We start from the raw sequence: 13814 nt of genomic DNA on the forward strand, positions 1-13814 counted from the left end.
TTTTTTACATTTATTATTTTGCGTAAATATTTTTAATAAAAAAATACGGTTTTTATAATACTAAATAATTAAAGAGATGTTTTCATTACAAAATAAAAAAGCTGTCATAACGGGTGGCGGAAGCGGAATTGGAAGAGCAATTGCCGCTTTGTTTGCCAAGCAAGGTGCAGAAGTTCATATTATTGATTTATCTATTGAAAGTGCACAGGATGCTGTTGAAGAAATTAAAAATGCAGGAGGAAACGTATTTTCGTATGCCTGTAATGTTTCTAGTCAGGCTGATGTTAAAGCGACCTTTGAAAAAATTGGAAATATCAATATTTTAATCAATAATGCCGGAATAGCAAATGTTGGGAAAGTAGACACTACTTCTGAGGCTGATTTTGACCGTGTACTGGATGTAAACGTAAAAGGAGTTTACAACTGTTTGTTTGCCGCGATTCCGCAATTCCGACTTTCAAATGGCGGTGTGATTTTAAACATGGCGTCAATTGCGGCATGGGTTGGAATCTCGGACAGATTTGCTTATTCAACAGCAAAAGGAGCTGTAATGGCAATGACTTTATCTGTGGCAAGAGATTATTTAAGTGAAAATATCAGATGCAATTCTATTTCTCCGGCAAGGGTTCACACACCTTTTGTAGATGGATTTATCTCTAAAAATTATGCTGGAAAAGAAGAAGAAATGTTTGATAAACTTTCTAAATCACAACCAATCGGACGTATGGGAAAACCAGACGAAATAGCTGCTTTGGCTTTATACTTATGCAGCGAAGAAGCTGGATTTATCACAGGATGTGATTACCCAATTGATGGAGGATTTATTAAATTAAATAACTAGAAAAGGTACTAAGGTTCTGAGATACTAAGGCGCTAAGGGAAAAAAAACTCAGAACCTTAGAATCTTAGCAGCTTAGTACCTTATGAGAGAAAAACTTAGTACCTCAGAACCTTAGCAACTTAGTAACTTAAAAAAAAGAATACAATGAAATTAATACGTTTTGGAGAAATCGGAAAAGAAAAACCAGGAGTTTTAATTAATGAAAAAAGATATGATGTTTCTTCTATCGTTTCAGATTTTAACGAAAGTTTTTTTGAAGAAAATGGTTTAGAAAAATTACAAAAGGCATTAGACAGCAATCCTTCTTTACCAGAAGTTGATGCGAATGTTCGTTTAGGATCTCCTGTTGCGAGACCTTCAAAAATAATCTGTATTGGATTAAATTATGTAGATCACTGTAAAGAAACAAACGCACCAATTCCAACAGAGCCGATTATCTTTTTTAAATCTACAACTTCTTTGTGCGGCCCAGATGATGATGTAATTATTCCGAAAAACAGCTTGAAAACGGATTGGGAAGTGGAGTTAGCTTTTGTTGTTGGCAAAAAAGCAAGTTATGTTGAAGAAGCTGAAGCTTTAGATTACGTTGCTGGTTATGCTTTATTGAATGATTACAGCGAAAGAGAATTTCAAATTGAGCGCGGCGGACAATGGGCAAAAGGAAAAGGATGTGACACATTTGCACCGCTTGGACCATTTTTGGCTACAAAAGATGAAGTACAAGATGTTGATAATTTATCGATGTGGTTAAGTGTAAACGGTAAGAAATATCAAGACAGCAACACGTTAAATTTGGTTTTTAAAATTCCTTATTTAGTGCATTATTTAAGTCAGTTTATGACTTTGCTTCCGGGCGATATTATTAGTACAGGAACGCCTCCGGGAGTTGGTTTGGGTATTAAACCAGATCCAATTTACTTAAAAGCGGGCGATGTTGTAGAACTTGGAATTGAAGGATTAGGTACAAGTAAACAAACCGCAGTTGCTTATAAAAAGTAATTATTAACTCGTTGAGCATAATTATTTAAACACATAGAAACATAGATTTTTTCCTTTTTAAATAAAACGACTAAAATAAATGATACATCATTTACACATAGCTATGTTTGTTAATGCAAGTGAAACGCCTTTTTTTGAACGTAGAATATCTATGTTTCTATGTGTTTAAATAAAATTTTTACGAATTGTACCCTACGAGTTAGTTAAAAAAAAAAATTAAAGATGAAATATATTGTTTGCGAAAAACCGCAGGAATTTCTATTAAAGGAAACCAGTATTCCAGAACCAAAAGAAGGTGAAGTTCTCTTAAAAATAAAAAGAATCGGAATCTGTGGAACTGATATTCATGCTTTTGGCGGAACTCAGCCGTATTTTGAATATCCTAGAATTTTGGGTCACGAATTGGCTGCAGAATACGTAAAAGGAAATGCTGAAGGTTTTAAACCAGGTGATAAAGTAACTTTTATTCCGTATTTTAATTGTGGAAAATGTGTTGCCTGCCGAAACGGATTAACAAACTGCTGTGTAAATATTAAAGTTTTTGGGGTACACATTGACGGCGGAATGGCTGAATATGTTTCGATTCCAGAACAATATTTACTTCATGGGCAGGGATTAGATTATGATGAATTGGCTTTGGTTGAACCATTAGCAATTGCAGCGCACGGAGTACGGAGAGCGGCTGTGAAGTCAACGGATACGGTTTTGATAATGGGAGCAGGGCCAATTGGAATTGGATTGATTCAGTTTGCTAAAATTGCTGGAGCCAAAGTTATCGTGATGGATATCAATGATTACCGATTAAATTTCTGTAAAACCGAATTGAATGCGGATGAAACGATCAATCCGTTAAATGATGATGTAGCTGTAAAACTAGCTGAATTAACAAATGGAGATATGGCGAATGTTGTGATTGACGCAACTGGAAATCAGAAAGTAATGAACAGTGCTTTCAATTATATCTCGCATGGCGGAAGATTTGTTTTAGTTGGACTTCAAAAAGGAGAATTAAGTTTCAGTCATCCCGATTTCCACAAAAGAGAATCGACTTTAATGAGCAGCAGAAATGCTACTATTGAAGATTTTGAATATGTAATGAAATGCTTGAAAGAAGGTAAAATTGATCCTAAAAAGTACATTACACATAGAACAAGTTTTTCTGAAATGATTACTGATTTCGGACAATTAATCGATCCAAAAAACAATGTCATCAAAGCGTTAATTGAAATAGACTAAGACTAAGACTAAGATTAAGACTAAGACTAAGACTAAGACTAAGACTAAGACTAAGACTAAGACTAAGACTAAGACTAAGACTAAGACTAAGACTAAGAGTATATTGTAAAGTACTGTTTGTCATTTCGATGAAGGAGAAATCTTCGTAAGAAACTCAACAAAGATTGGCGAATTTCTTGGTGGAGCTACTCGTGGAGATTTGCTTCACCAGTTCGCTATTGCTCGGGTCTACTTCGTCGAAATGACAAAAATGAGGAAAAATATAACTTTAAATACCCACAAAGAATGGATTTAAACTTAAAAAATAAAATAGTTGTCGTTTCTGGTTCGGCTGGAAAAGAAGGCAGTATTGGAGAAACAATCATTAACCGAATTGCAGATGAAGGAGCTATTCCGGTTTTGGTTGACAGAAATGCAAGAGGGTTTGCTTATGCAGAAAATCTTCAAAAGAGAGGAATCGATTCGTTGTTTGTACAGACTGATGTTACTGATCCAGTTGAAATTGAAAATGCTGTAAAAACAATCGTGGCAAAATACGGAAGAATCGACGCTGTTATCAACAATGTTGGTGTAAATGACGGTGCAGGTTTAGACGCTTCTTACGAGGAATTTATGAATTCTTTAAAACTAAATGTGGTAAGTTATTTTTTACTGGTTAAATATGCGCTTCCATACTTAAAAGAATCAAAGGGAAATATCCTGAATATTGGTTCAAAAGTAGCTTTAACAGGACAAGGCGGAACTTCAGGTTATGCTGCTGCAAAAGGCGGCGTTTTAGGACTTACAAGAGAATGGGCAGTGGATTTAATTCAATTCGGAATCCGTTCGAATGCTATTATTATTGCTGAAAGTTATACTCCTGCATACGAAGATTGGATTAAAACGTTGGAAGACGGAGAAACTGTTTTAAAGAAAATCAATAAAAGCATTCCGTTTGAAGGCAGAATGACTAAAACAGAAGAAATTGCAGATTCAGCGCTTTTCATTATTTCTGATCGTTCTTCGCATACAACAGGACAATTTGTTTTTGTAGATGGAGGTTATGTGCATTTAGATCGTGCTTTAATCAACGATGTAAACTAATTCAAAATGAATAATCGAATTGATTCTCATCAGCATTTTTGGAAATTTGATCCCGTTAGAGACAGCTGGATTGATGAAAGTATGTCAGAAATTCAAAGAGATTTTCTGCCAGAAGATTTATTGCCATTGCTTGCAGAAAATAAGTTTTCTGGTTGTGTAGCAGTTCAGGCAAGTCAGTCTGAAGACGAAACCAATTTCCTTGTGGATTTGGCATCTAAGAATGATTTTATAAAAGGAATTGTAGGCTGGGTTGATCTTCGTGCAGATAATATTTCAGAACGTTTACGTCATTTTTCTTCGAATAAAACAATTAAAGGATTCCGACACGTTGTACAAGGCGAAGCTGATGATTTTATGTTTAGAGAAGATTTTCGTAACGGAATATTAGCTTTAAAAGAGTTTGATTTTACGTATGATATTCTGATTTTTCATCGTCAATTGCCGGCTGCGATAAGTTTGGTAAAAGATTTTCCGAATCAAAAGTTTGTAATCGATCATATTGCAAAACCAGATATCAAATCAGGAAGTATTGATTCATGGAAAAAAGGAATCGAAGAAATTGCTAAATACGACAATGTATGGTGTAAAATCTCAGGGATGGTCACCGAAGCCGATTGGGAAAACTGGACACCAGAGGATTTAAAGCCGTATTTGGATGTGATTTTTGAAAATTTCTCAACAGATAAAATACTATACGGCTCAGATTGGCCGGTTCTTAATATTGCTTCTGATTATAAAGAGGTTGTAAAAACTTTAGAGGATTATATTTCGAAGTTTTCTATCGAAGATCAAAATAAGATTTGGTTTAAAAATGCGGTTTCATTTTATAATCTGTAATAGATTTTTTGCCACAGATTAAAGGATTAAAATGATTAAAAAATCTGTGAAAATCCTGTAATCTGTGGCTAATATTTTTTATTTTTTGCGGAAAATTATTTAAAAACATCATTTCCTGAGCCCCATTTCTTCTGCCAGGATGTATATTTCTTTAATGCCTTTTCCGGTTTATCCGTATACCATGCGTAACCGCTTCTGCGTTCGCGGCTGACTTCTGCTAAAGAATACAAAAACTGGCTGTCTCTATCGCAGAATAAAGGTTTATGAGTTCCTAATTCATAATATCTCGTCCAGATTGGCGGTGCAGCAGTATCAGTTACGACACGCACATCGTTGGTAATTTTTTTGTATTTAGAATCCATTTCTGGGGCCTGAAAACTTTCAACTCTGGTATTGTATATTTTAGAATCCTGAAACCATTTTACAGCTCCCTGAATAGAGTTTATAATTTTCTCATTCGGATTATCGATTGCCATTAAAAACAATACGACATCAACACTTTCGGCATTGCAGATACTTGGCGGTTCAAACTTTCGCGCCCATGTTGGTAAAAGTGTTATTTCATCATGCTGTTGGCACCAAGCCGTAAGTTTTCCATTTTCTTTAATCTGCATTTTTAAAATACAGTCAATTCCTTTTTCGTACGATTCAGTTATTTTTTTTCTAGTTTTAGCATCAATAAATGCAAAATCAGGATCATTGTTTACGATCTTTTTCAAAAGATTCATAATGCCCATATACGCACCGTCATTAAATGTAATATGTCGGCTGTAACCTTTTTCTAAAGGAAAATATTGAGGCCAGCCTCCGTTGCCGTATTGCGCTTCCAGAATAAAATCAATTCCTTTTAACGCACCGTCTTTGTATTTAGTTTCTTTAGTCAAAGTATAAACCTGAGCTAGATAATTGACGTGCGTGTAAGTCGTTTCATTGTCAAAAGTAGTATGCAGAATCGGTTTGGTTGCAATAACTGTATCAATTTGCTTTGGAGTCAGAATTGCTTTCATATCGTAATTCTTCGGCCATCCGCCATTATTACGCTGAAAAAGCAAAATATTATCAGCAATTTTAGCATAATCCGTTTCAGCATATTGAGGCTGATTCGGAATTGGATTTACGATATTAGTTTTGTCTTTAATATGGTACCAATGATTGGTCCCATCTGTAAAAACTTTTGTGCTGATTACTGATTTTTCCTCTTTGTTAGTTTGTGCATTCGAATGTAGAAACGAGAAAACACAAAGACTTAAAACAACTGCTTTTGAACTATTGATAAATTTCATTTTGAAATTGTGATTAAAATTTTACAGCTCCTTTTGGAACATCACTTCCAAGTGTAGTTGTTTTTGAAAAATCTAAATTTTTAGAAGAAACCAATTCAATATTTGCGTTTCCTTCCCCATTTATATTTACTGCTTTAGCCGATGTAGAATTGAATTCGACATTCTTTAAAGACATATTTTTTACATTGTAAACTTCAAATACATTACTGTTTTCGATATCTAGTTTTGCATTGGTGATTTTGATTCCGTTTGCGTCAATAATCGAAAACCCTTTTTCAGCCGTAACCGTTAAGTTTGAAATTTCGATGTTCTCCAAATTCATTTCAGGAAGACCTTGTAAAAATACCGCTTGCTGAGCACCTTTAATCGTAATGTTTTTAATCGAAATATTTTTAAACTGAGGCGTTTCAACCGTTACAGGCATTGCTTTATTAATGATTTTATCTCCGCCTTCTTCTAAAGTTTCAGCTATCGATTTTCCTCCATAATACAAATTGAAAGAAATGGCCTGCGATGGAATATCAGTCATATAAACATCCGAAATAAATACGTTTTCTACAACACCGCCTCTTCCGCGTGCACTTTTAAAACGTAAGCCAACATCAGTTCCCATAAAAGTACAATTTGAAACATGCAGGTTTTTTACACCACCAGACATCTCGCTTCCAACCGTTACACCACCGTGTCCGTGATATACGATATTGTTTCTTACAATGATATTTTCGCTAGGAATACCTCTTTCGCGTCCGTCTTTATCTTTTCCTGATTTAATGCAAATGGCATCATCACCGACATCAAAACTTGAATTTTCAACCAAAACATTTTTACAGCATTCTATATCAAGACCATCTCCGTTTTGAGAATACCAAGGGTTACGAACCGTTACATTTCTAACGATTAAATCTTCCACCATAAAAGGATGAATATTCCAAGCTGGTGAATTTTGAAAAACAGGACCGTCAAATAAAACTCTTTTACTGTTTTGGATACTCACCAATACAGGTCGTAAAAAGTCATGAATTTTTTCAAAATCTTCTTTAGTTTTTAAATCAGGGCGCACATTTTGATCTGCGCCTTTAGAAGCATTCATAAAGATTTCTGATGGATACCAGCTCGTTTTTTGTGCATTTAAAACACCGCCTTTAGAAATAGCTTCTTTCCATTGGCTCTCAGTTAATTTGCTCTTTTTAATTTGTCTCCAAACTTCTCCAGAACCATCCCAAACACCATTTCCTGTAAAAGCGATGTTTTCAAGGTTTTTGCCATAAATAGGAGAGATGCATCGCCAAGTGTTTAATCCTTCAAAATTAGTTTCGATAATAGGATATAATGATTTATCTGTAGAAAATTTTATTAAAGCACCTCTTTCGGCATGTAATTCAATATTGCTTTTTAGAATAATTGGACCTGTAAGCCAGATCCCAGGAGGAATAATAACTTTTCCTCCGCCTTTTTTTGAAACCGCATCTATAGCATCGGCGAAAGCCTTAGTGTTTAAAACATAACCGCCGTTTACGGCACCAAAATCTTTTATGTTTACACTGTTTTTTGGGATAACCGGCTCTTTTATTTTGGTCATTTTAAATTCAATGTCTTTGTAAGTGTCAGATGCTTTTTGCGCCAAAACTGGTACAGAAAAACTTGCTGCCAGAATGGTCAAAGCTGTACAGAAAAGGTTAGTCAGGTTAGTTTTCATTAGAATTGTATTATGGTTAAAATTTACTTTTGATGTCGGTTAGATTTTTTATCTGCTATTTTTTTATTTGATGAATAAAAAAATCCGTTATAAACTATAATTTAATAATGTAATCGATTACACAAATCTATTAAAAAAATATTATCAAACGACAATTTTGATTTAATTATAACAGATTTTTTATGAATTTAATTTTTTTATGGGAAATTGATTAAGATTTTCATTTGGAGTTTTAGCTTAAAAGGAAGTGCAAGAATTAGATGTTTATCCTAAATTACAGGAGGGTACAGGATACCTGTCATTTTATATTCTTTTAAATTGTCCTAATTATTTGGTAAAAGTGTTAAAAATACATTTATTTGTAAAAATAATAATACTTAAAATTAATGCCTCGTAATTTTATCCCAATAAAAAAATCAATACTATAAATAATGCGTTTAATTCCTTTCAACAAATTACTAATCGTTTTTTTAACGGTATTTACAATTTTTTCAGCAAACGCTGCAGAAATTTGGGTTTCACCATCTGGAAATGATTCCAACCTCGGAACAAAATCAAATCCACTGGCAACTGTTCATATGGCAATGCGAAAAGCCAGAGAACTACGCCGATTAAAAGATCCATCAATTAAAGACGGTGTTCGTATTATAGTGATGAACGGAACGTATTATTTAAATGAACCTTTATTTGTACGACCAGAAGATTCTGGAACCGCCGAAAGTCCAACAACAATTGAAGCTGATGTAAATGCTAAACCCATTATAAGCGGTGGAATTGAAATAAAAAATTGGAAAAAAGTTAATATTTTAAATGGTAAAAAAGGAACGTTTTGGGTAGCGGATGCGCCTCAAAAAGCAGGTTCATTAATCAATTACAGACAATTGTGGGTAAACGGAAAAAAAGCCGTTAGAGCCAAAAGTACGGCAGGAAATACAATGGACAGAATTTTGTCTTGGGATCATAAATCGCAGACTTGCTGGATTCCGTTTAAAGATAAATCGGTTAAGTTTGAACCGGGAATGGAAATGTTTATCGTGCAATGGTGGTCGATTGCGAACCTCAGAATAAAAAATATTGAAGTACAGAAAGACAGCGCCAGACTTTCGTTTGAAGAGCCTGAAAGCCGAATTCAAAGTGAGCATCCTTGGCCTGCGCCGTGGATTTCTAAAAACAACGGAAATTCTGCTTTTCATTTAAACAATGCTCTTTCATTATTGAATGAACCAGGAGAATGGTTTTTAGATAAAAAAAATGCTAAAGTCTATTATATTCCACGTCAGGGGGAAGATATTAATTCGGTTAAAGTTACCGTTCCAGTTTTAGAAAATCTGGTTGAAGTAAAAGGAACGATTGATTCTCCTGTACATCATTTTCAATTTAAAGGAATTTCATTTCAATACAGCAATTGGCTTCGTCCTTCAGAACAAGGTCATGTGCCTTTGCAATCTGGTATGTATTTATTGGATGCTTATAAATTGAAACAACCGGGAACGCCAAATCAGGCGAGTTTAGAAAATCAGGCTTGGGTAGGAAGACCTCGTTCGGCGGTTGAAGTAAATTATGCCAATAATATTCAGTTTGAATCGTGTCGTTTTGAACACTTGGCTTCGACCGGTTTAGATTTAAATAAAGGAACAAATCACAATACTGTAAAAGGAAATTTATTTAAAGATATTGGCGGAAGCGCTATTAATGTTGGTGTTTTCTCTGAAGAAGCTTTTGAAGCGCATTTGCCTTTAATCATAAAAGATGAAAGAGAAATGTGTTCTGATGAAGTGATTTCAGATAATTTAATCACCAACGTAACCAATGAAGATTGGGGGACTTTAGGAATCAGTGCTGGTTTTGTTCGAAATATTACGATCGAACACAACGAAATTTCAGATGTATCGTATTCTGGAATGGCAATGGGCTGGGGTTGGACACACACGCCAAACGTAATGCAGAATAATAAAATTCTAGGAAATAAAATTCATCATTATGCAAAACATTTACATGATGTTGCCGGAATTTATACGCTTTCGGCTCAGCCAAACAGCCGAATTGAAGAAAATTATATCGACAAGGTTTACAATAGTCCTTATGCGCATGATCCGTTTTTATGGCTGTATTTGTACACCGATGAAGGAAGCGAAGGTTTTACGATTAAAAACAACTGGATTGCTGAAAAGAAAATCCTTAAAAATCATAACGGTCCAAAAGGAAATATATGGGAGTATAACGATCCATATGTGAGTGCTAAAATTAAAGATGCTGCCGGAATTAGGGTACCTTACAAAGATTTAGAAAAAGAAGTCGTAATCGATGAAAAATGGGGATTGCAGGAAATGCCAAAACCGTACGCGATCGAATTGATCGGCTCTGATTTTGATATCGCAAAAATCAAATCGACTTTAACAGGTTTTAGAATTGTCGGTCAGGAATTGTACCAATGGAAAAATCATTTGGTGATTTATGGAAAAATGAATCAGCCAGAAAGAACAAAACGAAAGCTGGCGGGAGCTTTTCCTTCTTTAGAAATTAAAATCTATGAAGATTTGGTTTACGATTTCCAAAACTTCAGAAGATGTAAAGACTCAAAACCAGCATCGGATTGGGAAAATGTGGTTTTAACAGCCAATCTTCCTGCTGATGAAAAACTACAAAAAGAATATGTAGAGTATCATAAAACGCAATTCGAAAAATGGCCAGAAGTAGCCAAAGGTTTCTGTAATGCAGATTTTCAGCAATTGCAAGTTTTCAAAAAAGACAGACAATTAATTTTGGTAATTAGTATTCCGAAAGGAGAAAGCTTGGATAAACTGAATCCGAAAACAACACAAAATAATCCGCGTGCAGACGATTGGAACGCTTTAATGAAAAAATACCAATCGGGAATTGAAGGCACAAAACCAGACGAAACCTGGATTTTCTTAAACAAAGTGAGTGTAGAGGAGAAAAAATAGAAGAAAGAACCAAGAAGAAAGAAAATCTGCTCGATCTGCATAATCTGCGTGAAAAATAAAACTAACCTCAAAGTAGGTTTCAGAAATAATCTAAAATCTAAAATCAACAATCTAAAATAACCACAACCAATGTTAAAAATAGCCATTCTGGGACTTGGAGAAGGACGAAGCACAATGTCGGCTGCAATTGAAAGTTCAAAACTAGAACTCGTTAAAATATGCGACCGAAATGAAGAATTGTGTAAACAGCGAGCAAAAGAATTCGATTTTCATTCTTATACAACCAATTACGACGATTTATTAAACGATGCATCAATTGATATTATTGCGATTTACACGCCAGATCATCTTCACGAACAACATGTAAAACAAGCTTTGTTGCATGGAAAACATGTTGTTTGCACCAAACCATTTATCGATGATTTATCAGATGCAAAAGAATTGTTAGAGTTAAGCAAATCAACTGGTAAAAAAGTTTTCATTGGGCAAAGTTCTCGTTTTTTCGAACCAGCCAAAAGACAAAGAGCCGATTACGAAGCGGGTTTAATAGGAGATTTAATTACAATCGAAGCCCAATATCATGCCGATCACAGATGGTTTTTAAAGAAAGAATGGTCGCTTTTGCAATCGTTTAAATGGTTGTACGGAGGTTTGAGTCATCCTGTAGATTTCATCAGATGGTATTTGCCGAATATTCAGGAAGTGATGGGTTATGGAATGATCAGCAGTAACGGACAAAATGCAGGATTGAAGAATGAAGATACGATGCATTTTATCTTCAAAGCAACCGATGGAAGAATTGCTCGTGTAAGTGGTGTGTATACTTCGCCTACTCAGCCTGCACAACGTGACAGCGGCATGAGTACAATTCTACGAGCAACAGAAGGAGCAAGTCAGGCCGATTATCACGAATTGCGTTATGCCGTTACAGATAAAACGGGAGAAGAAAAAGTAATTACTTGGGGCGACAGCACGATAAAATATTATTTCCGTTTTGAAGGACAAAGTCATCATGGCGGTGAATATCAGAATTATTTAGAATATTTTGTAGACAGCATTGAGCAAGGTTTTGAAGCGTATCCAAACATGGAAGAAGGAATTGGAACCGTAGCTTTATTGCAAGCAATGGATAAATCTCTGCAAACTGGAATGCCGGTTAAAATTGCCGATATTCTTAATGAATACGGACTATGAACAGTATCTACGATAAACTAACCACGCTCGATTTTGTAATTGTAGCCGGTTATTTAGTGGCTTTATTGGTCATTGGATATGTGGTAAGTATGAAACAGAGAAAGAAAAATGAAACGCTTTTTCTGGCCGGAAATTCATTAAACTGGTACAGCATCGGGTTTAATATGTGGGGAACCAATGTTGGACCTTCGTCATTACTGGCTTTTGCAAGTATTGGTTACGCTACGGGAATTGTAGCAGGAAATTTTGAATGGTATGCTTTTGTGTTTTTACTGCTTTTGGCAATGTTTTTTGCGCCAAGATATATTGCGAGTAAAGTAAGTACAATGCCCGAATATATGGGAAAACGCTACGGCGACAGCACTCAGAATATTTTAGCTTGGTATGCTTTGGTAAAAATATTGGTAAGCTGGTTGTCTTTAGGATTATTCAGCGGAGGCGTTTTAGTACGTCAGATTTTGGGAATTCCGATGTGGCAGAGTGTTACGGTTTTAGTGATTTTCTCTGGAATATTTACGTTTGCCGGAGGATTAAAAGCAATTGCTAAAGTGAATGTTTTTCAGATGATTCTGTTGATTGTAGTTTCATTGACGCTTTCATTTTTAGGTTTGCAAAAACTAGGGGGAATCGATGTTTTAATTGCCAAAACACCTTCAAACTTTTGGAATTTAGTACGTCCTTCAGATGATGCACATTATCCTTGGCCTGCTATTTTATTAGGATATCCTGTTGCGGCAGTTGCTTTTTTCTGTACCGATCAATCGATGGTGCAGAGTGTTTTAGGAGCGAAAAACCTAGAGCAAGGGCAATTAGGAGTTAACTTCATTGGATGGTTAAAAGTTATGGCTTTGCCGTTGTTTATTTTGCCAGGAATTTTGTGTTATGCGTTATATCCAGAATTAGGAAGCAATTCTGATTTAGCTTATATGACAATGGTTACGAATCTTTTTCCGAGCGGAATGAACGGTTTGGTAATTTGTGTTATGATTGCGGTTTTGGTGGGAACAATTGGTTCTTCATTAAATGCTTTGAGCACCGTTTTTACGAATGATATTTATGTAAAGAAAATCAACCCGACGGCGACGATTCAGGATCAAATTAGGATTGGTCGATTAACAATTGCTGCGGGATGTGTTTTTGCTATTCTGATTGCCGTTGCGATTGACAATATCAAAGGACAGAATTTATTCAACATTTTTCAGGCGGTTTTAGGTTTCTTGGCGCCTTCGTTATCTGTTGTTTTTCTTTTGAGTGTTTTCTGGAAACGCACGACTAAAAAAGCCGTAAATGCAACTCTTTCTTGGGGTTCTGCCTTTAGTTTGTTTGTTGGGGTTTTATATCTTTGGATTTTCCCTGCCGATAAATATCCAGTTTGGCCTCACTTTTTATTGATTTCGTTTTACATTTTTGCTGTGCTTTTAATTACAGCTGTTATTATTTCTTTGACCGATAAAAATCCAGAAGTTAATGTTTCAGATGAAACGGATATTCCTAAAACTAGTAAAAAGGTTAAGCTTTTATTTGGGTTATTGGGATTGACAATTTTGGCTTTGTATTTGGTTTTTAATGGACATTAATAAAAATTAAAGAATTTCAAATGTGCCCCGTGGTTTCAACTACGGGGCACATATATAACATTCCGTTTATCAAAATACGTTTCCCGTGGTTGAAAGCACGGGCTATGTTTTGAAAAAGATTGT

Annotated in this window: 10 protein-coding genes; 8 read left to right on the plus strand and 2 right to left on the minus strand. The window is 35.2% G+C overall.

The window, feature by feature from the left end; translation table 11 throughout:
* The first annotated feature begins 76 nt into the window (after positions 1-76).
* From B0A75_RS13400 to B0A75_RS13420, 5 genes are all read left to right on the plus strand, one after another.
* The gene (locus B0A75_RS13400) at positions 77-841 is read left to right on the plus strand and encodes an SDR family NAD(P)-dependent oxidoreductase (RefSeq protein WP_089054785.1); all 765 of its coding nucleotides are present in this window, start codon (positions 77-79) and stop codon (positions 839-841) included.
* A 144-nt stretch (positions 842-985) separates the two neighbouring features.
* Positions 986-1840, plus strand: coding sequence for a fumarylacetoacetate hydrolase family protein (locus B0A75_RS13405; RefSeq protein ID WP_089054786.1), 855 nt, complete (start codon positions 986-988; stop codon positions 1838-1840).
* A 222-nt stretch (positions 1841-2062) separates the two neighbouring features.
* Positions 2063-3076: a zinc-binding alcohol dehydrogenase family protein gene (locus tag B0A75_RS13410; protein WP_089054787.1), complete on the plus strand. Its 1014-nt coding sequence runs from the start codon at positions 2063-2065 to the stop codon at positions 3074-3076.
* 285 nt (positions 3077-3361) lie between these two features.
* On the plus strand, positions 3362-4159 hold the full coding sequence (locus tag B0A75_RS13415; protein ID WP_089054788.1) for an SDR family oxidoreductase: 798 nt from the start codon (positions 3362-3364) through the stop codon (positions 4157-4159).
* 6 nt (positions 4160-4165) lie between these two features.
* On the plus strand, positions 4166-4996 hold the full coding sequence (locus tag B0A75_RS13420) for an amidohydrolase family protein (protein WP_089054789.1): 831 nt from the start codon (positions 4166-4168) through the stop codon (positions 4994-4996).
* 95 nt (positions 4997-5091) lie between these two features.
* Here the strand turns inward: B0A75_RS13420 and pelA are convergent, their stop codons facing one another.
* Together pelA and B0A75_RS13430 are read right to left on the minus strand one after the other, a co-directional pair.
* A complete protein-coding gene (gene pelA / locus B0A75_RS13425; RefSeq protein WP_089054790.1) occupies positions 5092-6279 on the minus strand; it encodes a pectate lyase in 1188 nt (395 codons plus the stop codon).
* 13 nt (positions 6280-6292) lie between these two features.
* A complete protein-coding gene (locus B0A75_RS13430; protein ID WP_089054791.1) occupies positions 6293-7975 on the minus strand; it encodes a glycoside hydrolase family 28 protein in 1683 nt (560 codons plus the stop codon).
* A 431-nt stretch (positions 7976-8406) separates the two neighbouring features.
* Here B0A75_RS13430 and B0A75_RS13435 point away from each other — a divergent pair, with 431 nt between their 5' ends.
* The 3 genes from B0A75_RS13435 (at position 8407) to B0A75_RS13445 (ending at position 13691) form a co-directional block, all read left to right on the plus strand.
* Positions 8407-10920, plus strand: coding sequence for a right-handed parallel beta-helix repeat-containing protein (locus B0A75_RS13435; protein ID WP_089054792.1), 2514 nt, complete (start codon positions 8407-8409; stop codon positions 10918-10920).
* Between the two features lie 129 nt (positions 10921-11049).
* Complete coding sequence (locus tag B0A75_RS13440) at positions 11050-12114, plus strand: Gfo/Idh/MocA family protein (protein WP_089054793.1); 1065 nt, start codon at positions 11050-11052, stop codon at positions 12112-12114.
* On the plus strand, positions 12111-13691 hold the full coding sequence (locus B0A75_RS13445) for a sodium:solute symporter (RefSeq protein ID WP_089054794.1): 1581 nt from the start codon (positions 12111-12113) through the stop codon (positions 13689-13691). Before B0A75_RS13440 ends, B0A75_RS13445 begins: the two co-directional genes overlap by 4 nt.
* Positions 13692-13814 lie beyond the last annotated feature (123 nt).

It is taken from the genome of Flavobacterium oncorhynchi, from assembly GCF_002217355.1.
In the GTDB taxonomy this organism is placed as follows: Bacteria; Bacteroidota; Bacteroidia; order Flavobacteriales; family Flavobacteriaceae; genus Flavobacterium; species Flavobacterium oncorhynchi.